19 protein-coding genes are annotated in these 21,185 nt (G+C 67.0%); 9 read left to right on the forward strand and 10 right to left on the reverse strand.

The features are described from left to right. Positions 1 to 160: 160 nt before the first annotated feature. The 3 genes from ctrA to lptB form a co-directional block, all read right to left on the reverse strand. Complete coding sequence (ctrA, locus tag NBV68_RS00360; protein ID WP_017665026.1) at positions 161 to 856, reverse strand: response regulator transcription factor CtrA; 696 nt, start codon at positions 854 to 856, stop codon at positions 161 to 163. A gap of 204 nt (positions 857 to 1,060) precedes the next feature. Next, a complete protein-coding gene (gene rpoN, locus NBV68_RS00365; protein WP_296306332.1) occupies positions 1,061 to 2,557 on the reverse strand; it encodes an RNA polymerase factor sigma-54 in 1,497 nt (498 codons plus the stop codon). Positions 2,558 to 2,567: 10 nt separating this feature from the next. After that, positions 2,568 to 3,347, reverse strand: coding sequence for an LPS export ABC transporter ATP-binding protein (gene lptB, locus NBV68_RS00370; RefSeq protein ID WP_296306334.1), 780 nt, complete (start codon positions 3,345 to 3,347; stop codon positions 2,568 to 2,570). 243 nt (positions 3,348 to 3,590) lie between these two features. Here lptB and NBV68_RS00375 point away from each other — a divergent pair, with 243 nt between their 5' ends. Beyond that, entirely contained in the window at positions 3,591 to 3,968 is a 378-nt protein-coding gene (locus NBV68_RS00375) for a hypothetical protein (RefSeq protein ID WP_296306335.1), read from the forward strand. Positions 3,969 to 4,198: 230 nt separating this feature from the next. Here the strand turns inward: NBV68_RS00375 and ppa are convergent, their stop codons facing one another. Further along, positions 4,199 to 4,729, reverse strand: coding sequence for an inorganic diphosphatase (gene ppa, locus NBV68_RS00380; protein ID WP_073974905.1), 531 nt, complete (start codon positions 4,727 to 4,729; stop codon positions 4,199 to 4,201). Positions 4,730 to 4,855: 126 nt separating this feature from the next. Between ppa and hisS the strand changes: the two genes are divergently transcribed. The 7 genes from hisS to NBV68_RS00415 all read left to right on the forward strand — a co-directional run bounded on the left by hisS (position 4,856) and on the right by NBV68_RS00415 (position 13,310). Continuing rightward, positions 4,856 to 6,214, forward strand: a complete 1,359-nt coding sequence (gene hisS, locus NBV68_RS00385; RefSeq protein WP_296306337.1) for a histidine--tRNA ligase — start codon at positions 4,856 to 4,858, stop codon at positions 6,212 to 6,214. Next, positions 6,211 to 7,278, forward strand: coding sequence for a peptide chain release factor 1 (gene prfA / locus NBV68_RS00390; protein WP_296306339.1), 1,068 nt, complete (start codon positions 6,211 to 6,213; stop codon positions 7,276 to 7,278). The genes hisS and prfA overlap by 4 nt, the downstream gene beginning before the upstream one ends. An 11-nt stretch (positions 7,279 to 7,289) precedes the next feature. Next, entirely contained in the window at positions 7,290 to 8,111 is an 822-nt protein-coding gene (gene prmC, locus NBV68_RS00395; RefSeq protein WP_296306398.1) for a peptide chain release factor N(5)-glutamine methyltransferase, read from the forward strand. A 263-nt stretch (positions 8,112 to 8,374) separates the two neighbouring features. After that, positions 8,375 to 9,175: a DUF4167 domain-containing protein gene (locus NBV68_RS00400; protein WP_296306341.1), complete on the forward strand. Its 801-nt coding sequence runs from the start codon at positions 8,375 to 8,377 to the stop codon at positions 9,173 to 9,175. Positions 9,176 to 9,180: 5 nt separating this feature from the next. Beyond that, on the forward strand, positions 9,181 to 10,785 hold the full coding sequence (gene lnt / locus NBV68_RS00405) for an apolipoprotein N-acyltransferase (protein ID WP_296306342.1): 1,605 nt from the start codon (positions 9,181 to 9,183) through the stop codon (positions 10,783 to 10,785). A 98-nt stretch (positions 10,786 to 10,883) separates the two neighbouring features. Further along, positions 10,884 to 12,095, forward strand: coding sequence for a methionine adenosyltransferase (gene metK / locus NBV68_RS00410; protein ID WP_296306344.1), 1,212 nt, complete (start codon positions 10,884 to 10,886; stop codon positions 12,093 to 12,095). Positions 12,096 to 12,116: 21 nt separating this feature from the next. Beyond that, positions 12,117 to 13,310, forward strand: coding sequence for a DUF418 domain-containing protein (locus NBV68_RS00415; RefSeq protein ID WP_296306346.1), 1,194 nt, complete (start codon positions 12,117 to 12,119; stop codon positions 13,308 to 13,310). A gap of 10 nt (positions 13,311 to 13,320) precedes the next feature. On the opposite strand, the gene NBV68_RS00420 is transcribed toward NBV68_RS00415, so the two are convergent. From NBV68_RS00420 to NBV68_RS00445, 6 genes are read right to left on the reverse strand one after another with little or no spacing between them, the layout of a single operon-like run. Further along, entirely contained in the window at positions 13,321 to 14,472 is a 1,152-nt protein-coding gene (locus tag NBV68_RS00420) for a CaiB/BaiF CoA-transferase family protein (RefSeq protein ID WP_296306399.1), read from the reverse strand. A 2-nt stretch (positions 14,473 to 14,474) separates the two neighbouring features. Further along, complete coding sequence (locus NBV68_RS00425; protein ID WP_296306347.1) at positions 14,475 to 15,359, reverse strand: alpha/beta hydrolase; 885 nt, start codon at positions 15,357 to 15,359, stop codon at positions 14,475 to 14,477. Then, positions 15,359 to 16,018 (reverse strand): 3-oxoacid CoA-transferase subunit B, encoded by a 660-nt coding sequence (locus tag NBV68_RS00430; RefSeq protein WP_296306350.1) that lies wholly within the window; start codon positions 16,016 to 16,018, stop codon positions 15,359 to 15,361. The genes NBV68_RS00425 and NBV68_RS00430 overlap by 1 nt, the downstream gene beginning before the upstream one ends. Further along, on the reverse strand, positions 16,015 to 16,341 hold the full coding sequence (locus NBV68_RS00435) for a DUF5076 domain-containing protein (protein WP_296306352.1): 327 nt from the start codon (positions 16,339 to 16,341) through the stop codon (positions 16,015 to 16,017). Before NBV68_RS00435 ends, NBV68_RS00430 begins: the two co-directional genes overlap by 4 nt. Before the next feature lie 15 nt (positions 16,342 to 16,356). Continuing rightward, positions 16,357 to 17,559 carry a hypothetical protein gene (locus tag NBV68_RS00440; protein WP_296306354.1) on the reverse strand — a complete coding sequence of 401 codons (1,203 nt, stop codon included), beginning with the start codon at positions 17,557 to 17,559 and terminating at the stop codon, positions 16,357 to 16,359. Continuing rightward, positions 17,559 to 18,281 carry a CoA transferase subunit A gene (locus tag NBV68_RS00445; protein WP_296306355.1) on the reverse strand — a complete coding sequence of 241 codons (723 nt, stop codon included), beginning with the start codon at positions 18,279 to 18,281 and terminating at the stop codon, positions 17,559 to 17,561. The genes NBV68_RS00440 and NBV68_RS00445 overlap by 1 nt, the downstream gene beginning before the upstream one ends. A 565-nt stretch (positions 18,282 to 18,846) precedes the next feature. On the opposite strand from NBV68_RS00445, the gene NBV68_RS00450 reads away from it, so the two are divergent. Beyond that, positions 18,847 to 21,153, forward strand: a complete 2,307-nt coding sequence (locus NBV68_RS00450) for a CDC48 family AAA ATPase (RefSeq protein WP_296306356.1) — start codon at positions 18,847 to 18,849, stop codon at positions 21,151 to 21,153. Positions 21,154 to 21,185 lie beyond the last annotated feature (32 nt).

A 21,185-nucleotide genomic window follows, 5' to 3' on the forward strand; every position in this document is an offset into this window, starting at 1 on the left:
ACGCCCGGGGCATGACCACCCCGGGCGTCCACATCCCCTCCAAAACGGCGATCCGGCCCGAAGGACCGCGAGGCCACGCGGCCGAGCCGCAGGCGCTCGATCCCGCAGGGATCGAAACAGCGCCGAGGACGAGGGCCCGGATGGGCCCTCGAAAAACCGATTACGCCGCTTCGACCTCGGTCTCGCTGTCGCGCAGCACGTAGCCGCGGCCCCACACGGTCTCGATGTAGTTGTCCCCGCCGCAGGCCAGCGAGAGCTTCTTGCGCAGCTTGCAGATGAACACGTCGATGATCTTGAGCTCGGGCTCGTCCATCCCGCCATAGAGGTGGTTGAGGAACATTTCCTTGGTCAGAGTCGTGCCCTTGCGCAAGCTGAGCAGCTCCAGCATCGCATATTCCTTGCCGGTGAGGTGCACGCGGGCGCCATCGACTTCGACCGTCTTGGCGTCGAGGTTCACGGCGAGCTTGCCGGTGCGGATGACCGACTGCGAATGGCCCTTCGAACGGCGCACCACGGCATAGATGCGGGCGACCAGTTCTTCGCGATGGAAGGGCTTGGTGACGTAATCGTCGGCGCCGAAGCCGAAGCTGCGGATCTTCGAATCCATTTCCGAGATGCCCGAAAGGATCAGCACCGGGGTCTGCACCTTGGCGACGCGCAGCTTCTTGAGCACGTCGTAGCCATGCATGTCGGGCAAGTTCAGGTCGAGCAGGATGATGTCGTAATCATACAGCTTACCGAGGTCCAAACCCTCTTCGCCGAGGTCGGTCGAATAGACATTGAAGCCTTCGGTGGTGAGCATCAGCTCGATCGCCTTGGCGGTGGTCGGTTCATCTTCGATGAGCAGAACGCGCATTGCTGTACCCCTGTCTTACCCCTGGTAACCCCTGCTTAGGAGAGGTTGTCGCCTGTTAACCACGCCACTTCTCACCAAAAAAGGTTAATAAGAAGTTTAGGGCGTTAACTTTTTGGAGTGAGTCTTTCGAGTCACACCCCGGACGGGCGCGATGTCGAAGGCAGGCTAGGCGTTCAGGATTGGACCGTCGCCTGAGGGAAAATGCTAAGAGGCCCCGGCAAGCTTCCTGGCCCGCCGCCGCTCGGCGCTGGAACCCAGACCGATCGCCTCGCGATATTTGGCCACGGTGCGTCGGGCCAGATCGAAGCCTTCCTTCTGGAGCATTTCGGCAAGCTGCTGGTCGGAGAGGATGTTCTTCGCGGTCTCGGCGTCGATCAGCGCCTTGATGCGCGCCTTGATCGCGGCGCTCGATGCGCCTTCGCCGTCCGCAGAGGCCACCCCGCTGGTGAAGAAATACTTCAATTCGAACGTCCCGCGCTCGCACCACAGGTATTTGTTGCTGGTGACGCGGCTGACGGTGCTTTCGTGCATCCCGATCTGCTCGGCCACCTCGCGAAGGGTGAGCGGGCGCAGTTCGGACACGCCGCGGCGGAAGAAGCCGTCCTGCTGCTTCACGATTTCCGCGGCGGTCTTGAGGATCGTCTTCTGGCGCTGGTCGAGCGCGCGGATCAGCCAGTGCGCGTCGGCCAGCTTCTCCTTCAGCCAGCCTTGCGATTCCTTGTTGGTCGCGCCCGCGTTGAGTTCGAGATAATAGCCGCGGTTGACGATCAGCTTGGGCAGCGTCTCCTCGTTGATCGCGATGTCCCAGCCGCCGGCCGCATTGGCGGTCAGCAGGATGTCGGGGACGACGGTTCCGGTGTCGGCCGAGGCGAAGGCGAGGCCGGGGCGCGGGTTGTAGCTGCGCAGCTCGCGCAGCATGTCGGCGAAATCCTCGTCATCGACGCGGCACAGTCGCTTCAATCGCTCGACCTCCCCGCGCGCTACTGACTCGAGATTGTCGATCAGGGCTTTCATGCAGGGGTCGTAGCGGTCGGCCTCGCGCGCCTGGATCGCTATGCATTCGGCCAGATTGCGCGCGCCGACACCCGAGGGGTCGAGCGACTGCACCAGCCGCAGCCCCGCCTTGGCATCGAAGATATCGACCCCGAGGTCGTCGGCGACTTCTTCCAGCGGGACGGTAAGATAGCCCGCCTCGTCGAGCAGCCCGATGATGTGGCGCGCGATGAAGGCGGTCTGCGGATCACTGGCAACGGCGCCGATCTGGGCTTCGAGATGCTCGGCGAGGGTGACGTCGGCGGCGCGCAGCTGCTCCCAGTCGGGCATGTCGTCGAAGTCGCCGCCGGACGCCGAGGCTGCGCCCCATTCGGCATCGCGCATTGAGGGGCCTGCCCCGTCGCCGGTGTCGAAGTCGCGGTCGACCGAACCGAGATCGAGCGGCGCATCGCCCTCACCCCCGCCGGCGAGCATCAGCTGGTCGGCGGTCGCCCCCTCGCCTGCAGGCGCGACGATCTCAATCCGCTCGGGCTCTCCGGGCTCGGCAGGCCCGCCCGTATCGAGCAGCGGGTTGGCCTCGAGCGCTTCGGAAATGAAGGTCTCGATCTCGAGATTGGAGGCCGCCAGCAGCTTGATCGCCTGCTGCAATTGCGGCGTCATCACCAGCGATTGCGTCTGCCGGATATCGAGGCGGGGGCCTAGTGCCATCGCTTGCTCGCTAGAGCGTGAAGCTCTCACCGAGATAGAGCCGCCGCACGTTCTCATCGGCGACGAGCTCCTGCGGCGAGCCGGCGAACAGCACCTGCCCGCCATAGATGATGCAGGCGCGGTCGACGATGTCGAGCGTCTCGCGCACGTTGTGGTCGGTGATCAGCACGCCGATGCCGCGCGATTTCAGATCGCGCACCAGCTCGCGGATGTCGCTGATCGAGAGCGGGTCGATCCCGGCGAAGGGTTCATCGAGCAGCATGATCGAAGGCTTGGCCGCCAGCGCGCGGGCAATCTCGCAGCGCCGGCGCTCCCCGCCCGACAGCGCCATGGCGGGGCTTTCGCGTAGGCGCGCGAGGCCGAATTCGTCGAGCAGGCGCTCCAGTTCGCTGGCGCGGGTCGCCTTGTCGGGCTCGACCAGTTCGAGCACGCAGGCGATGTTCTGCTCCACGGTCATGCCGCGAAAGATGCTGGTTTCCTGCGGCAAGTAGCCGAGCCCGAGGATCGCGCGGCGATACATCGGCAGCTTGGTGACATCCTCGCCGTCCATCAGGATCCGGCCCGAATCCGGCTTCACCAGCCCCATGATCGAATAGAAGCAGGTGGTCTTGCCCGCCCCGTTGGGCCCGAGCAGGCCGAGCACCTCGCCCTTGGCGACGTTGAGCGAAATATCGGTCAGCACCGCGCGCTTGTCGTAGCTCTTGGCGATCGAGATCACCTCGAGCCCGCTGCCGAGCGGCTGGATCGGGGCGGCATCGTCCGGGGCGTCGGAGAGGGTGGTCGTGCTCATATGCCCCGAGTCTTTAGCACCATGGCGGGGTGAGGAAAGTGGCGCAGTGCGTTTGGCAGGATTTTTGCTTAGTGCCGCGGCAATCAGGTCTCAGGCAGCGGAACCCTCCCGCGATTAGAGCGGCTTGCCCCGCACCTCTTGCGCGGCTCGCAACAATCCTGCGTCGGCGCAGGGCTTATTGCAACTTCGGGACAGCTTTGCGATACTGCGTCAGTCACGTCAAACCGTTGGGGAGCGGCACACATGGTGAAAGTTGAAGAGCGCAGCCACGGCAAAGCACTATCCGCAGTCCGCCCGCGCGACTGGCGCAAGGCGATGAGCGATCATGTCGCCTATGGCCTGCTCGCCTATACCGGCTTGCAGATTTTCGTGACCGTCAAGGCGCTGGCCGAGGGCTCCTCGACCGCACTGCCCTATCTGGCGCTGATCGTGCTGGTCGCCGGGATCATCCCGGTGTGCCGCTGGTTCGAGAAGCGCTGGGCGGTGCTGTCCGACGCCGAGGCTGCCGACCCGGCGCTTGCGGGCGAGTTCCGCCGCGATGTGACCGCGCTGTGGGCGATGGCGATCGGCCTGCCCTTCGGGCTGGCGCTGATCTTCAAGATGCTGTTGAGCGTCTTTTGATTGCGTGCCCGCCTCCGCGGGCACGTCCTCGCTAGACGTCCTCCGCTTCGATGCGGACCCGCTGCGGGCGGCCCTTCGGCCTTGTGGCCCGTCCGCTGGCGGACCGAACCAGCGCCAATATCATCGAGCTGCGCTGTTAGCAGCGACGCGCCCGCAGGGCGTGCGAGCGAGGATTTCGCAGCCCGGAGGGGCTGCGGAACACAAAAACCCCGCGGAGGCGGCTGCGCTAACTATGCCCCCTGATACCGCTCGATCGCCTCGATGGTGATCTGCCGCGCCTCGGCGGCGTTGCCCCACTTGCCGACGCGCACCCACTTCTCGGCTTCCAGATCCTTGTAGTGGGTGAAGAAGTGCTCGATCTGCTGGAAGATGATGTTCGGCAGATCGCTCGTCTCGATCACGTCCGCGTAATACGGGAAGGTCTCGTTGACCGGCACGCAGATCAGCTTCTCGTCCCCGCCCTGCTCGTCTTCCAGGTTGAGCACGCCGATCGGGCGAGCGCGCACCACGCAGCCCGGAATGAAGGGCGAGCGCGAGATCACCAGCGCGTCGAGCGGGTCGCCATCGGGCGAGAGGGTGTGCGGCACGAAGCCGTAATTCGCCGGATAGCGCATCGGCGTGTGGAGAATGCGGTCGACGAACAGCGCGCCGCTTTCCTTGTCGAATTCATACTTCACCGGCTCGCCCCCGGTGGGCACTTCGATGATCACGTTGAGATCGTCGGGGGGGTTCACGCCGGTGGGAATCTTGTCGATGCGCATGGATTTGCTCTTCTGGCTGGGCGCCGCGCGTGTTCGCTTGCGGCGGAGAGGTTGATCGCGACGCGCTCCCCTTAATCACTGGCGCAGGATTGCGAAAGGGCCTGTGTGGGCCTAATCCGCGCCCCCATGAGCAAGAAGACACCCCAGGCCATCCGCGGCACCCAGGACATCTTCGGCAAGGATGCCGAGGCATTCGCCTTCGTGGTCGAAACCTTCGAGCGGGTGCGCCGCCTCTACCGCTTCCGCCGCGTGGAAATGCCGGTGTTCGAGAAGACCGAGGTGTTCGCGCGCAGCCTCGGCGAGACCACCGATGTGGTGTCGAAGGAGATGTATTCCTTCGACGATCGCGGCGGCGAGAGCCTGACCCTGCGCCCCGAATTCACCGCCGGCATCGCGCGCGCCTTCCTCACCAACGGCTGGCAGCAATTTGCGCCGCTGAAGGTGGCGACCCACGGCCCGCTGTTCCGCTACGAGCGCCCGCAGAAGGGCCGCTACCGCCAGTTCCACCAGATTGATGCGGAAGTGATCGGTGCGGGCGAACCGCAGGCGGATGTCGAACTGTTGGCGATGGCGGATCAGCTTTTGAAGGAGCTGGGCATTGAGGATGTCACCCTGCACCTCAACACTTTGGGCGATGCGGCGAGCCGCGAGGCGTGGCGGGCGGCGCTGATCGCCTATTTCCGCGAGGTCGAAGGCCAGCTCTCCGAGGAATCGCAGGAGCGGCTGGAGAAGAACCCGCTGCGCATCCTCGATTCGAAGGACCCACGCGACAAGCCGTTCCTCGCCGATGCGCCGAAGATCGACGCGTTTCTGTCGGAGGAGGCTTCGGCCTTCTTCGCCGCCGTCACCAGCGGGCTCGATGCGGCAGGCGTGAAGTGGGTGCGCGCGGAGAGCCTTGTCCGGGGACTCGATTACTACCGCCACACGGCGTTCGAATTCATCCCCGACGAGGGCAGCGCCTCGGCAGCGGCTTTGGGGAGCCAGAGTACGGTGCTGGGCGGCGGGCGCTATGACGGGCTGATGGAAAGCCTCGGCGGCGCGCCGACGCCTGCGGTCGGCTGGGCTGCGGGGATCGAGCGGCTGGCGATGCTGGTGGGGGACAAAGCACCTAAAGACATTCTAAATTGCGCGATTGTTGTCGAGGATGACGAGCTCATCAACGAGGCGAACTACCTTGCTCGCGAGCTAAGATCGACATACTCTTCCGAGGTTGGGCCCAAGGCATATTCCGTCGAGATTTTCGGTAGCGGCTCCCGAAAGAAAAGGTTCGATAAGGCCGTTAAGGCTGAACCTATGGCGATTATCACCCTCAACGCCATGGTAGAGGCAGGGACACTGGCAAACCTCCAGACTAAGAAAGGCGTGGGAGGAACTTTCGGTGCATGGCTCTTCAAGATATTGAACGACAGTTATTTCGTTCGGCAAACCTTGGCTTGGTCGGACGTTGCGGACAACAAGTCGATTGACTTGCTAGCTCGTCGATGACCATCCCCCCCGAACGCCTTGACCAGATCGCGCACCGCTTTGCGGAGCTGGAAGCGCGCATGGCGAGCGGAACGCTCGAGGGCGAGGCCTTCGTGCGCGCCAGCCGCGACTACGCCGAACTCGAACCCGTCGCCAAGATCGCCGCCGAGGTGAAATCCGCGCGTGAGGAGATGACGGGGCTTGCCGACATGCTCGCCGACCCCGAGATGAAGGCCATGGCCGAGGAGGAGCTTGCCGCGCTCAAGGCCACCCTCCCCGATCTCGAACGCCGCCTTGCCGTCGCGCTGCTGCCGCGCGATTCTGCGGATGCAAAGCCTGCGATGCTCGAAATCCGCGCCGGCACGGGGGGCGACGAAGCCGCGCTATTCGCCGCCGATCTCTACCGGATGTACGAGAAATACGCCGCCGAACAGGGGTGGAAGGTCGAAGCCGTCAGCATCGCCGCCTCCGACATCGGCGGGTTCAAGGAAGTGATCGCCAACGTCACCGGCACCGGCGTCTTCGCCAAGCTGAAGTTCGAGAGCGGCGTCCACCGCGTCCAGCGCGTCCCCGTGACCGAGAGCGGCGGACGGATCCACACCTCGGCGGCGACCGTGGCGGTGCTGCCCGAGCCGGACGAGGTGGATGTTTCGATCGAGGAGAAAGACCTCAAGATCGACGTTTATCGCGCGAGCGGCGCAGGCGGGCAGCACGTCAACACCACCGATTCGGCAGTGCGCATCACCCACTTGCCGACCGGCACGGTCGTCACCTGTCAGGACGGCCGCAGCCAGCACAAGAACAAGGAAAAGGCGATGCAAGTGCTGCGCACGCGCCTGTATGACGCCCAGCGCGAGGCCACGCAGGGCGCCGAGGCCGAGGCGAGGAAGGCCATGGTCGGCAGCGGGGACCGCTCCGAACGCATCCGCACCTACAACTTCCCGCAAGGGCGCGTGACCGATCATCGCATCGGGCTGACGCTGCACAAGCTCGAGGAAGTGCTCGCCGGGCCGGGGCTGGGCGAGCTGGTCGATGCGCTGATCGCCGAGGACGAGGGCAAGCGGCTGGCGGCGCTCGCCGAGTGACCGGGGGCGGCATGACCGCAGGCGAGGCGATCCGCGCCGCCGCCGAGGCGCTCGGGTCGGTCAGCGACACCGCGCGTCTCGATGCGGAATTGCTGATGGCGCACCTGTTCGGAGCCACGCGCTCGGAATTGCTTCTGCGCCACATGCGCGACCCCGCCCCGCCGGGCTTCCCCGCGCTGGTCGAGCGCCGCGCAGGCCATGAGCCCGTCGCCTACATCACTGGGCGGCAGGACTTCTATGGGCTGACCTTGATCGTCACCCCCGCCACCCTGATCCCGCGCGGCGACAGCGAGACGTTGGTCGAGGCGGCGCTGGCCGAACGGCCCGATGCGGTGCGCGTCGTCGATCTCGGCACGGGATCGGGCGCGCTGCTGCTGGCGGTGCTGGCTCATTGCGGCGAGAGCCAAGGGGTGGGAATCGACCGCTCGGCGGACGCCGTGGCGGTGGCGCAGCGCAATGCCGAGGCGCTGGGGCTGCGCCGGCAGGCGCGGTTCCTGACGCGCGATTGGCACGCTAGCGGCTGGGCCGAGGGCCTTGGCACTTTCGACCTCGTGTTGTGCAACCCGCCCTATGTGGAAGATAGCGCCGCGCTCGACCGGCAAGTGGCCGATTTCGAGCCCGCCAGCGCATTGTTCGCCGGGCCCGGGGGGCTCGACGATTACCGCGTGCTGATCCCGCAATTGCGCGCGCTGATGAACTGCGGCGGGCTGGCGGTGCTGGAAATCGGGGCGAATCAGGCGCAAAGCGTTGGGGCCCTCGCGGCAGCTGCGGGATTCCGCGTGGCGCTGCGCCGCGATCTGGCAGGCCGCGCCCGCGCATTGCTGCTGACGTGACAGAATTACGCGGGCGGGGCTTGGCAAACCCCTTTCGCATCGCTACGTCTTGCCAAGGCCGGATGGATTGCGAAGGGCGCAAACCGCTGGGCCAAGCTCCTGAACTCAGCTGACACCGCCGTGAGGGCTCGCCCCCGGCAGCACGCAGCGCGGAGCACGCGGCACGCTTCGGCATGATCCGGCGTGACGCTTGGGCAAGGGGTCTGTTGACCGCGCGTATGACCAATGTTTTCGCGGCAGGTCGCTGTTAAGGAACGTTTTCCTTGAATAACAACAACCGGAATAACCGTCGTCGTGGACGCGGCAACCGCAATCAGGGCGGAGGCGGCGCTCAACTGAACCGCATCGACAGCCGGGCGCGCGGCAATGCGCCGCAGATGCTCGACAAGTACAAGAAGCTCGCGCAGGACGCCCACCACAATGGCGACCGCGTGCAGATGGAGTATTACCTCCAGTTCGCGGACCACTATTTCCGCGTGATCGCCGATAACAAGGCCCGCCTGGACGAGCAGCGCGGCGGAAACGGCGCCGGCCGGCGCAATGAAGAGCGCGATCAGAACGAGGAATACGGCGAGGACGATTTCGATTTCGGCCGCCGCAGCGAGGCGCCAACGCGCTCTGCCTACGAACAGCCCGACAATATCGGCAACACCGATCTGAGCGAAGGCGAGCCGGGGCAGGAGGGTGAAAGCTTCCTTTCCGATGACCGTCAGGACGATGAGCGCCAGAACGACCGCAGCGAGGATCGCGGCGGGGACCGCCCGCGCGGCCAGCGTCGCCAGCAGCAGCAGCGCAAGCCCAAGAGCGGCGAGCGCGACGGCAACCGTCCGGAGCGCGGCGAGAAGCGTGCCGAGCGCCCCGAACGCAGCGAGCGTCCGGCCGCAGAACGCCCCGCCCCCGCAGACCGCGCCGACAAGCCCGTGCGTGCCCGCAAGCCGCGCAAGAGCGCCGATGGCGGCGAACATCTGGGCATCGACAGCTCGATCCTCCCGCCCTCGATCCGCGGTGACGACAGCGGGCCAGACAATAGCGGCGACAGCGGCGCGCTCGAAACCGTCGAGTAAGCGTCATGCGGGAGCGGCTGGCAGCGGTCCCCGCGCTGGCGCAGCGTCGCCCGGCGCTGGCCGCGATTGCGCTGGGGCTGATCGCGGCTCTCGCCTACCCGCCGCTCCACGTCTGGCCGCTGGGCCTCGCCGCGCTGGCGGGGTTGGTGTGGCTGATCCACTCCGCCGATAATTGGCGCCGCGCCCTGTGGTGGGGGTGGTGCTTCGGCTGGGCACATCTGACGCTCGCCAATAACTGGATCGCGACCGCCTTCACCCATCAGGCCAAGATGCCCGAGTTTCTCGGATGGCTGGCGGTGCCGCTGCTGTGCATCTACCTCGCAATCTACCCCGCACTGGCGGCGCTCGCCGCGCATCTTCTGGCGCGCAACCGGCCGGTGTGGGCCTTCGGGCTGGTGCTGGCGGGCACGTGGATCGTCACCGAGTGGCTGAGGGGCTGGGTGTTCACCGGCTATCCCTGGCCGCCGCTCGGGCTGATGCTCGTCGGTGACTGGCACGCGCGCGGCGTGGCGACGTTTTTGCCATGGATGGGAACTTACGCCCTGTCCGGCCTCGCTCTCGTTCTGGCGACAGGCTTGCTTGCCAACCTTGCCGGGCGGCGGAGCCCGGGCGTGATCGTGCCGCTCGCCGGGATTGCCTATGCGATGCACGTGCCGGTGTTGCCGGGCCCCGATTCCGACCTCGGCTACACCCTCGTCCAGCCCTATATCCCGCAGTCCGAGATCAACGATCCCGCCAAGTTCGAGGAGCATTTCGCCCGTCTTGCCAAGCTCACCGGCAAGGGCGACGGCCAGCCCCGCATCGTGCTATGGCCCGAGAGCGGCGTCCCCGACTATCTCGAGGACGGCTATCCCGAGCGCTACTACTACGCCATGACCGCCAATGGCGATCCCGACTACGCCCGCCGCCGGATCGGCGCGGTGATCGGCCCGCAGTCCACGCTGCTGACCGGCGTGATCAATCTCAATATCGGCCGCATGCCCGATGGCCGCCCTGGCGCGGTGAGCGCGCGCAACTCGGTGATGGCGCTGGACGGGTCGGGCCGGATTCGCGCCGGCTACGACAAGGCGCACCTCGTGCCCTATGGCGAATATCTGCCGATGCGCGCCATTCTCGAACCGCTCGGCCTGTCGCGGCTGGTGGCGGGGAGCATCGACTACCTCCCCGGCCCGGGGCCGCGCACATTGGAGCTTGAGCAATATGGCAAGGCGGGGGTGATGATCTGCTACGAGATCGTCTTCTCGGGCCATGTCGCCGACAAGACGAATCGCCCCGACTACATCTTCAATCCCTCGAACGACGGCTGGTTCGGCTGGTGGGGCCCGCCGCAGCATCTTGCGCAGGCGCGGATGCGGGCGATCGAGGAGGGGCTGCCGGTGCTGCGCTCGACCACCACCGGGATCAGCGCGGTGATCGACGCCGATGGCGTGCTGCGAGGGGCTATCGGCATGGGCAAGGCCGACAAGCTGGAAGGCTTCGTCCCCGCCGCCAATCCGCCGACGCTGTTCGGCCAGTGGGGCCACGCCTTGACCCTTGCCTGGGCGGCGCTGTTTCTCGCGCTTGGCCTCGGCGTACCGAGAGTGCTTGCGCTTGCTCGCGCGCGCGGCTAGGGCCTTGCCCAGACAGGCGGGACATAAAGGTTTCCTTATATCTCTATAAGGCACCCTGTTCCGCCCAGAACCGCCCATTCCAGCCCCCGGGGGACATCATGCGCAACGACTATCTTTTCACCTCCGAAAGCGTTTCCGAAGGCCACCCCGACAAGGTTTCGGACCAGATTTCCGACGCCATCGTCGACCTGTTCCTCTCCAAGGACCCCGAAGCACGCATCGCCTGCGAAACCCTGACCACCACCCAGCTGGTGGTGCTGGCGGGCGAAATCCGCTGCAAGGGCGTGTTCGAGAACGACGAATGGGCCCCGGGCGCGCAGGAAGAGATCGAGAAGACCGTCCGCGAAACCGTGAAGCGCATCGGCTACGAGCAGGACGGCTTCCACTGGGAGAAGTTCGAGTTCATCAACCGCCTGCACGGCCAGTCGGCGCACATCGCGCAAGGCGTGGACGCGGGCGAGAACAAGGATGAAGGCGCGGGCGACCAGGGCATCATGTTCGGCTACGCCACCGACGAGACCCCGGGCCTGATGCCCGCGACGCTCTATTACAGCCACAAGATCCTCGAGCGCATGGCCGCCGACCGCCACTCGGGCGCCGCGCCCTTCCTCGAGCCCGACGCCAAGAGCCAGGTGACCCTGCGCTACGAAGGCTCGCTGCCCGTCGCCGCGACCGCGGTGGTCGTCTCGACCCAGCACGCGCCGGGCTATGACGAGAACGATCCGGCCAAGCAGGCGGAACTCGAAACCTATGTGCGGGGCGTAATCGCCGACGTGATCCCGCCGGTTCTTCTCCGCGAGACCGAATACTTCATCAACCCGACCGGCAGCTTCGAAATCGGCGGCCCCGATGGCGACGCGGGCCTTACCGGCCGCAAGATCATCGTCGACACCTATGGCGGCGCCTCGCCCCACGGCGGCGGCGCGTTCAGCGGCAAGGATCCGACCAAGGTTGACCGTTCGGCGGCCTACATCACCCGCTACCTCGCCAAGAACGTGGTCGCCGCGGGCCTCGCCACGCGCTGCACCATCCAGATCGCCTATGCGATCGGCGTGTCGAAGCCGCTCTCGCTGTATGTCGATACCCACGACACGGGCACTGTCGGCGACGACAAGATCGAACAGGCAATCCTCGGCATCGCCAAGCTCGGCGGGCTGACCCCGCGCGCGATTCGCACGCACCTTGGCCTGAACAAGCCGATCTATCAGCCGACCGCCGCCTACGGCCACTTCGGCCGCACCGCGGAAGGCGACTTCTTCCCGTGGGAGCGTCTTGATCTGGTCGACGATCTGAAGGCTATTCTCGGCTGATTTTGCGGTAGGGTGCTGTCCGTGACGGCACCCTCACCTGCTGCGGAACGCATCCTCGCGCTCGACGCGCTGCGCGGGATTGCGGTGATCGGCATCGTCGGCATGAACGTGCTGGCCTTCGCCCTGCCCGGTCCGGCCTATTACAACCCCCTGAGCTTCGGCGGCGTCGGCCCGGCCGATTACTGGGTGTGGCTGGCAAGCTTCGTCTTCATCGAGGACAAGTTCCGCACGCTCTTCGCGATGCTGTTCGGCGCGGGGTGCCTGATCCTGATCGAGCGGAGCGGCGCGCATCCATGGCGTGCGCATTATGCCCGCATGTTCGTGCTGTTCGCGATCGGCCTCGTCCACGCGATCCTCCTCGCCAGCAACGACGTGCTGCGCGCCTATGCGCTGGCGGGCCTTGCCCTGCCGCTGCTTGCGGGGCTCAATGCGCGCGCGCTGGTGACGGTGTCGCTCGGGCTGCTGTGCGTTCACGTCTTCCTCGGCATGGCGCTGCTCGGGCCCTCGCTCGCCGCTTGGGTGCAGGATCGCCAAGGCTCCGACTTGCTGCTGTGGGCCGAGCGCCAGTTCGGGCGCGATCCGGCGGTGATCGCCGCGCTGCTCGAACAGGGGCGCGAGGTCTTAGGCGAGCGGGTGGTGCGCCGCACGCTCGGCATCCCGGCGCAGATGACCGCGCTGGTGGCGGCGCTGCCCTTGAACCTTTCCGCGATTGCGCTCGGGATGGGGCTGTGGCGCGGAGGGATGCTCAAGGGCGAGTGGCGCACCTTCCGGCTCCAGCGCGTGGCCGGGCTGGGCGCGCTGGTGGCGCTGCCGGGGCTGCTGGTGCTGGCCGGATGGCTGGTGAGCACCGGCTTTCCCGCCGCGCTGGTCGGCCCGGTGGCGCTGCTGCTCTCCGCCCCCTTCGACATGGCGCTGGCGGTGAGTTATGCGGCGCTGGCGATGGCCTTCCTCGGCGGGAGCGGCGCGGTGACGGCAAGGCTTGCAGCGACAGGACGGTTGTCGCTCACCAATTATCTGCTGACGAGCGTGATCCTCGCGGGCGTCTTCGCCAGCTGGGGCCTCGGCCTGTTCGGCGAGGTCAGCCGCTGGCAGGCTTTCGCGATCGGGTGCGTGCCGGTCGCGGCGATGCTGGCGTGGTCGCCCGTGTGGGTGGCGAAAGCCGGACAGGGGCCCTTCGAGCGGCTGTGGCGCAGGGCGGCGCGGACGCTGTCCTAGCCGTGCTCGCCTAATTGTCCTGGCCGTGAAGCGGCGAGGGGCAATCGAGCGCGAGTTCGGCATCGGAGAAGGTGAACGGGCTGCGCACCCCCGCCATCCCGCCAAGCTCGACGCGCATGCCCCGTGCGATCACCTGCGGATCGGCGAAGACCTCGTCCAGCCGGTTGATCGGCCCGGCGGGCACCCCTGCCGCATGGCAGGCATCGAGCAGCCCCTGCTTGCTCCACCCCGCCGTGGCGGCTGCGATTGCGGCATCGAGCGCCTCTGCGTTGGCGGTGCGGTCGCCGTTGGTGACAAAGCGCGGGTCGCTCGCAAGGTGCTCGAGCCCCAGCACCGCCATCAGCTTGTGGAACAGACCGTCGTTCGCCGGGGCGAGGATGACGTGACCGTCCTCCACCGCGAACACCCCGTAGGGCGCGACCTGCGCGTGGGCGTTGCCCATGCGCGGCGGGTTCTCGCCGGTGGTGAAGAGGTAGGTCGCCTGGTTGGCGAGGAGGCCGACCGAGCAGTCGAGCAGGCTCATGTCGACCTGCTGGCCCCGCCCTGTCCGCGCCCGCATCAGCAGCGCGGCCTGCACGCCGTTCGCCGCCCACACGCCGGTCGCAAGGTCGCTGATCGAGATGCCCATCTTGACCGGGTGGCCCTCGGGCTCTCCGGTCAGCGACATGAGGCCGCTCATCCCTTGCGCGACGAAGTCGTAACCCGCCTCATGCGCCCTCGGCCCGGTCTGGCCGAATCCGGTGATCGAGCAGTAGACGAGGCCGGGTTTGGCCGCGGCAAGGCTGGGGTAGTCGAGGCCGAACTTGGCAAGGCTGCCGGTCTTGAAGTTCTCGATAAGGACGTCGGCCTCGCCGCACAGGTCCTTCACCCGCGCCAGATCATCGGCGTTGGAGAAGTCGGCGATGATGCCGCGCTTGCCCCGGTTGCAGGCGTGGTAATAGGCCGCCTCGCGGTGGACCTTGCCGCTGGCATCGGTGCGCTCGACCCAGGGCGGGCCCCACAACCGGGTGCCGTCGCCCTCGGGGCTTTCGACCTTGATGACGTCGGCGCCCAAGTCCGCGAGGATCTGTCCGCAGAACGGGCCCGCCAGCACGCGGGCGAGTTCCAGCACCTTGAGGCCCGCCAGCGGCGCGTTGGGGTTGCGAGGCTCGGGCAGCCACATGGTCATTCGCCCAGATGCCTGCGCAGAAAGGCAACGCTGTCCGCCAGCACCGGGCCCTTGCTGCGGAACGGCACCGAGAGCGCCATCACCACTTCCTCGTGGTTCAGCGGGCCGTAGTTCTTCACCTCGACCGGCGCGCCCAGCCCGCGCAGCTTCGCGCCGAGATTGTTGGCGTTCTTCGGGCGAACAGTCTCATCGCCCTCGGACGTCACCAGCAGCAGCGGCGGGGCATCGGCGCGGGCGAAAGTGATCGGCTGGGTCTCCGCAGGGCGCGGCCATTGCGAGAAGGCGGCGATCGACCGTTCGGAGGTGAAGGGGTGGAAGTCGTAAGGCCCGGACAGGCCGACGACGGCCTTCACATTCGCCGGATCGGCCCCCGCCGCGGTCAGCCGCTTGGCGTCGAGCGCGAGCATCACCGCCTGATAGGCCCCCGCCGAGTGGCCCATGAAGGCGATCCGCTCGCGGTCACCGCCGTGCTGCGCGATGTTGCCCTGCACCCACGCCGCCGCCTCGGCGGCGTCATCGACGAAGGCGGGGAAGAGGACGTCCGGCACCTTGCGGTAGTCGGGGATGACGACAAGGAACCCCTCGCGCGCCAGCGCCCGCCCGGCGAAGGCATAGGAAGTGCGGTCGCCCTTGGCCCAGCCGCCGCCGTACCAGAAGATAACGACCGGGAGCGGGCCTTCACCTGCGGTTTCGGGCTTCCAGATGTCGAGGCTCTGCCCGCGGGAACCGAAAGCGGCGCCCTCGGCCACCAGCCGCGCGCCAGAGGTGCCGCCCGTCAACCGGTCATACCAGGACAGTAAGCGCGGCGGCGAGGTGAAGGCCAGCACGCCTCCCACCGCCGCGGCCAAAGCGAGGCCGCCGATCGTGAGCTTGCGCTTCATCAGGCGACGTAATGCGCGGTGGTGGTCGCCGCGATATCGGCCTCGGTCACGCCAGGGGCCATCTCGATCAGGCGGAAAGGCTCGCCCTTCCCCGGTCGCTGGAACACCGCGAGGTTGGTGATCACCATGTCGACCACGCCCGCGCCCGTCAGCGGCAGGGTGCAGGCCGGGATGAACTTCGGCGTCCCGTCCTTGGCGGTGTGGTCCATCACGACGATGATCTTCTTGACCCCGGCGACGAGGTCCATCGCCCCGCCCATGCCCTTGATCATCTTGCCCGGGATCATCCAGTTGGCGATGTCGCCATCCTGGCTGACCTCCATCGCGCCCAGCACGGTGAGGTCGATATGCCCGCCGCGGATCATCGCGAAGCTGGTCGCCGAATCGAAATAGGCCGAGTGCGGCAGCTCCGAGATGGTCTGCTTGCCGGCGTTGATGAGGTCCGCGTCGACCTCGTCGTCATAGGGAAACGGCCCGATGCCGAGCATCCCGTTCTCGCTCTGGAGCGTGACCAGCATGCCTTCGGGAATGTGGTTCGCCACCAGCGTCGGGATTCCGATGCCGAGGTTGACGTAATAACCGTCCTTCAATTCGCGCGCGGCGCGGGCGGCCATCTGGTCACGGGTCCAGCCGGCAGGAAGGGTGGGGGCAGTATTCATGAGTCGAGCTTCCCGTGGTTCTGGATCGTTTTGATCGGACTGGTGTGCCGGTCGCGTTCCGCTTCAAGGCCGGCCCAGATCCGGGTCAGCGCGGCGTCTTCGGTCATGCCGTAGCGCTGGGCATAGGCACGCGCGGCATGGCGGACGGTGTCGACCATCAGCATCCCGAACAGTTCCGGTTCGCGCAGCAGCCCCGGGTCGATGATGCAAGTGGCGGGCCCGCCGTTCTGGACCCACAGCCGCGCGACTTCGACCGAGCGGTCGAGGAAGTCATAGCCTTCGACATGGATCTGGCGCTTGGCCAGCGGCACCGGCTCGCTCATGTTGGACGCGTATCCCTACTGGCCCAGCAGCGGTTCGATCAGGAACCAGCCGTCGCCGATCAGCGGCTCGATCCCCGCGCCCGCCTCGGCATTGCGCAGGTATTTGAAACGCGTGTCGAAATCCTTGCGCTCGTCCCCGGCGATGGCGACGACGCAGGCGATCCCGGCGAGGTTGGCGCGGCGCTGGTCCTTAGCATCGCCCTCGTCGCGGCGCAGCGAGATGATGTCCTGCCCGCGCGGGTCGAGCCCCGATTGCTCGAGCGCGGTGCGAAGCGCGCCCGACTGGGTGGTCGAGAGGTCCGAAAGCCAGGCGATCTCCACCCCTGCCTCGCGCAGCACCGCAAGGCCGAGCGCAAGGCCGGGTTGCCGCGCGGGGCTTGCGGGAGGCACAAAGGCGCCGCCTGCCGGATCGAGATCGATCACCGCCACCAGCGCCTCGCCCACCGAGCATCGACGGCGCTTGCCGTCGAGCGCGATCGGATCGCTGAGGATCGCCGAGGGCAGCTCAGCCCCTTGCGCAGCCTGACGGGCAGAGGCCTGACCATAGCGCACGAAGCGTGCGAAGTTGGTCTGCCCCTCGGGAATCGGGCGCGCGGGATCGGGATAGGCGGTCAGCGGCCCGAGCGCCGTCGCCGCGGACGCGGACGCCACAGGAGCAACGGCCGGAGCGGGGGCGGGGGTCGGCACGTTCGCCGCAACACGCGGGAGTGCGGGCGCGGGCGCGGGCGCAGGCGTCGGGGCAGGCGTCTGGGCAGGACGGGGCGCCGCGACCACGGCAGGGGCCGGAGCCGGAGTGGGCGCGGGACGGACGGGGGCCGGGGCGGGCGCAGGTGTCGGAGTCGGTAAGGGTGCCGCAACCTTGACAGGGGCCGGGGCCGGGGCCGGAATTGGCGTCGGCGTCGGCGTCGGCACAGGGGCCGGGGCCGCTGCCGGGGCGGGAACGGGGGCTGCCATGGCCACCGGAACCGGCATCTCGGAAACCGGCGCGGCGGGCGTTACAGTGACGCTTGGCACCGGGCTTGCCGCTGCCACGGGCGCTTCCGCAGCCTCCGCAGCCGCCGCGTCCGGAGCCGCCTCGTCCTTCTTTTCGTCGTCCTTCAGCACCCGCGAGCCGATCATTGTCGAACCCGCAATCGCCGGGATCACCGCCGCCACGCAACCCGGCAGCGCCGTACCCGCCAGCAGCAGCAGCGGCAGCGCCGCCAGCCTCTTGTCCATCACGCCGTCTCCCTCTCCCGCACGGTCCGGAATTCAATCTTCTTGTCGTAGGGGCTGCCTAGAACAAGCCTGTTCACAAATACGCCCGCAAGGTGGATCTGGTCGGGGTCGAGCGCGCCCGCAGGCACCACTTCCTCGACCTCGGCGACGCAGATCTTCCCGCAGGTCGCGGCCGGCAGGTTGAAATTGCGCGCGGTCTTGCGGAAGATCAGGTTCCCGGTCTCGTCGGCCTTCCATGCCTTGACGATTGCGAGGTCGGCGAAGATCCCGTGTTCGAGGATGTAGGTCTGCATCACCCCGTCACGGTCGGGAAAGTCCTTGTGCTCCTTGCCCTTGGCGACCTCGGTGCCGACGCCGGTGCGGGTGTAGAAGCCGGGGATGCCCGCGCCCCCTGCCCGCATCCGTTCGGCGAGCGTGCCTTGCGGGCAGAACTCGACCTCAAGCTCGCCCGCCAGATATTGCCGCTCGAACTCCTTGTTCTCTCCGACATAGGAGCTGATCATCTTCTTCACCTGCCGCGTGCGCAGCAGCTTGCCGATACCCTCGTTGTCGATCCCGGCATTGTTGCTGGCGAAGGTCAGGCCGGTGACGCCGCTGTCGCGAATCGCGTCGAGCAGCCGCTCGGGCAGGCCGCACAGGCCGAACCCCCCGGCGGCGATCAGCATGTCATCGCGCAGCACGCCGGCGAGCGCGCTGGCGGCGTCGGGATAGAGCTTGGTCATCGCAGCCTGCCTGTCTCTCGTGGTGTCGCCCAAGGGCGATCCCTGATAGCGGGATCGGGAAGTTGATTAGAGCGTTCGCGGGGCTCTGTCACGCCTCGCGCGAGTCGAAGTCGAATCGACTTTCATGTTGCGACGCAATACGGTCGCAAAGCGGTTTTCTGCCCACGTTTTGAGCGACTGCCGCGATTTTGGGCAGAATTCTGCAAGTTTGCGCACAATTCTGCACCAGATCGGCCATGAGTTGCGTTCTTTGCAATTTGATACGCGTCTTTCGCACTTGCACAATCGGCTCATCTGCGGCATTTGGAAGGTGCCTTTCAGGCATCCTCTCCCAAACTTTCCAAGCCCGGCACCCAGTGCCGGGCTTTTTTCTTGCCCGGCACAAACTCCGCAGAAGGAACGCGCCCGGCTATTTTCTTGCCCGGCTCAGACCCGGCAGCAGGAGCGCACCGGGAGAAGGTAGCGCTATCGTACCCCCGCCTCCGCACAACCTGTCGCAGATTGCATTCATCTGCCCCCGTTCCTAGCTTGGCAGCTACACCCGTTTGGACAGGAACTCCTCCCGATGGCCGACGCCGAAACCGCCGCACCCGCCCGCACCGTCCGGCTCCAGGTCGCGCCCGCGCGGCAGGAGGAATCGGGGGCCGGGATCGCGCGCATGCCGCGCTCTGCCTTCCAGAAGCTCGGAATCACCGAGGGCGACGTGGTCGAGATTCGCGGCAAGCGCGTCACCGCCGCGATCGCCATGGCCGCCTACCCGGAAGATGACGCGCTCGACGTGGTGCGATTGGACGGGCTCCAGCGCGCGAATGCCCAAGGCGGGTCGGGCGAGCATGTCGAGATCGCGCGCGGCGAATCGCGCCCCGCCACCCGCGTGGTCTTCGCCCCCGCCCAGCGCGAGATGCGGCTGCAGGGGCCGACGCAGGCCTTGAAGCGCAACTTCTTCCGCCGCCCTCTGGTCGCCGGAGACCTCGTCGCCACCACCGGCCAGCAGCCCGTCCAGAACATGCCCGCCGATGTGCGCCAACTGCTGCGCGCGCCCGCCTATGCGCTGACCCAGATCCGCCTCACCGTCGCCTCGACCAGCCCCAAGGGCCTCGTCCATATCGACGAGAACACCGAGGTGGAACTGCGCGCCGAGTTCGAGGAGCCGCGCGATGGGCGGGCCGTCGTCAACTACGACGATGTCGGCGGGATGGAGGAAACCATCCGCGCGCTGCGCGAGATGGTCGAGCTGCCGCTGCGCTACCCCGAGCTGTTCATCCGCCTCGGCGTGGAACCACCCAAGGGCGTGCTGCTCCACGGCCCGCCGGGCACCGGCAAGACGCGGCTGGCCCAGGCCGTGGCGAATGAATCCGACGCCGAGTTCTTCACCATCAACGGCCCGGAAATCATGGGCTCGGGCTATGGCGAATCCGAAAAGCGCCTGCGCGAAGTGTTCGAGGAAGCGACCCGCGCCGCGCCTGCGATCATCTTCATCGACGAGATCGACTCCATCGCCCCCAAGCGCACCCAGGTGCCGGGCGAGGCGGAAAAGCGCCTCGTCGCTCAGCTGCTCACGCTAATGGACGGGCTGGAGAAGCGTGCCAACCTCGTTGTCATCGCCGCCACCAACCGTCCCGATGCCATCGACGAAGCATTGCGCCGTCCGGGCCGCTTCGACCGCGAGATCGTGATCGGCGTCCCCGACCAGCGCGGGCGGCGCGAGATCATCGGCATCCACACCCGCGGCATGCCGCTGGAGAGCGAAGTCGACCTCGACGAGCTCGCCCGCGTCACCCACGGCTTCGTCGGCGCGGACATCGCCGCCCTGGCGCGCGAGGCCGCGATCGAGGCGGTGCGCCGGATCATGCCGCGCCTCGACCTCGACGAGCGCACCGTGCCCCCCGAGGTGCTCGAAGACCTGTGCGTCACCCGCGACGATTTCCTCAGCGCGTTGAAACGCGTCCAGCCGAGCGCGATGCGCGAGGTGATGGTGCAGGTGCCCAATGTCGGCTGGGACGACATCGGCGGCATGGGCGAAGCGACCGAGAAGCTGAAGGAAGGCATTGAACTTCCTCTGAAAAACCCCGACGCCTTCCGCCGCCTCGGGATCCGCCCGGCCAAGGGCTTCCTGCTCTATGGCCCGCCCGGCACCGGCAAGACCCTGCTCGCCAAGGCGGTCGCCAAGGAGGCCGAGGCGAACTTCATTTCCATGAAATCCAGTGACTTGCTCTCCAAGTGGTACGGCGAGAGCGAGCAGCAGATCGCCAAGCTCTTCGCCCGCGCACGTGCGGTCGCGCCTTGCGTGGTGTTCATCGACGAAATCGACAGCCTCGTCCCTGCGCGCGGGTCAAGTCAGGGCGAGCCGCAGGTGACGGGCCGCGTGGTCAACACCATCCTCGCCGAGATGGACGGGCTGGAAGAACTGCAATCGGTGGTCGTCATCGGCGCGACCAACCGCCCGACGCTGGTCGATCCCGCGCTGCTGCGCCCGGGCCGCTTCGACGAGCTGGTTTACGTGGGCACCCCCGACAAGGCCGGACGCCAACATATTCTCGGCATTCACACCGCCAAGATGCCGCTCGCCGACGATGTCGATCTGGCGAGCCTCGCGGCCGAGACCGAGCGTTTCACCGGCGCCGACCTCGAAGACCTCGTCCGCCGCGCCGGCCTTGCCGCGCTGCGCCGCGTGGGGAGCGAAGTCAGCGTGGTCGCTGCCAGCGACTTCGCCGCCGCGCTCAAGGACTCGCGTGCCACGGTGACGCCCGAGATGGAGGACGAATACCTCAAGATGCGCGGCGAGCTGAAGAAGCGCGCGGCGGCCGTGCAGCCGATCGGGTTCCTGTCGCCCGACATGCTGACCCCGACGCGGGAGAAGAAGCACGATTGATGTTCGCCAAATGTTTCACGTGAAACATTGAG

It is taken from the genome of Erythrobacter sp. (assembly GCF_023653175.1).
GTDB lineage: Bacteria > Pseudomonadota > Alphaproteobacteria > Sphingomonadales > Sphingomonadaceae > Erythrobacter.

What these genes read in the sequence shown, in the direction of transcription:
- ctrA (WP_017665026.1), bottom strand. Translation starts at nt 856, where the DNA reads ATGCGCGTTCTGCTCATCGAAGATGAACCGACCACCGCCAAGGCGATC.
- rpoN (WP_296306332.1), bottom strand. Translation starts at nt 2,557, where the DNA reads ATGGCACTAGGCCCCCGCCTCGATATCCGGCAGACGCAATCGCTGGTG.
- lptB (WP_296306334.1), bottom strand. Translation starts at nt 3,347, where the DNA reads ATGAGCACGACCACCCTCTCCGACGCCCCGGACGATGCCGCCCCGATC.
- NBV68_RS00375 (WP_296306335.1), top strand. Translation starts at nt 3,591, where the DNA reads ATGGTGAAAGTTGAAGAGCGCAGCCACGGCAAAGCACTATCCGCAGTC.
- ppa (WP_073974905.1), bottom strand. Translation starts at nt 4,729, where the DNA reads ATGCGCATCGACAAGATTCCCACCGGCGTGAACCCCCCCGACGATCTC.
- hisS (WP_296306337.1), top strand. Translation starts at nt 4,856, where the DNA reads ATGAGCAAGAAGACACCCCAGGCCATCCGCGGCACCCAGGACATCTTC.
- prfA (WP_296306339.1), top strand. Translation starts at nt 6,211, where the DNA reads ATGACCATCCCCCCCGAACGCCTTGACCAGATCGCGCACCGCTTTGCG.
- prmC (WP_296306398.1), top strand. Translation starts at nt 7,290, where the DNA reads ATGACCGCAGGCGAGGCGATCCGCGCCGCCGCCGAGGCGCTCGGGTCG.
- lnt (WP_296306342.1), top strand. Translation starts at nt 9,181, where the DNA reads ATGCGGGAGCGGCTGGCAGCGGTCCCCGCGCTGGCGCAGCGTCGCCCG.
- metK (WP_296306344.1), top strand. Translation starts at nt 10,884, where the DNA reads ATGCGCAACGACTATCTTTTCACCTCCGAAAGCGTTTCCGAAGGCCAC.
- NBV68_RS00420 (WP_296306399.1), bottom strand. Translation starts at nt 14,472, where the DNA reads ATGTGGCTGCCCGAGCCTCGCAACCCCAACGCGCCGCTGGCGGGCCTC.
- NBV68_RS00425 (WP_296306347.1), bottom strand. Translation starts at nt 15,359, where the DNA reads ATGAAGCGCAAGCTCACGATCGGCGGCCTCGCTTTGGCCGCGGCGGTG.
- NBV68_RS00430 (WP_296306350.1), bottom strand. Translation starts at nt 16,018, where the DNA reads ATGAATACTGCCCCCACCCTTCCTGCCGGCTGGACCCGTGACCAGATG.
- NBV68_RS00435 (WP_296306352.1), bottom strand. Translation starts at nt 16,341, where the DNA reads ATGAGCGAGCCGGTGCCGCTGGCCAAGCGCCAGATCCATGTCGAAGGC.
- NBV68_RS00440 (WP_296306354.1), bottom strand. Translation starts at nt 17,559, where the DNA reads ATGGACAAGAGGCTGGCGGCGCTGCCGCTGCTGCTGCTGGCGGGTACG.
- NBV68_RS00445 (WP_296306355.1), bottom strand. Translation starts at nt 18,281, where the DNA reads ATGACCAAGCTCTATCCCGACGCCGCCAGCGCGCTCGCCGGCGTGCTG.
- NBV68_RS00450 (WP_296306356.1), top strand. Translation starts at nt 18,847, where the DNA reads ATGGCCGACGCCGAAACCGCCGCACCCGCCCGCACCGTCCGGCTCCAG.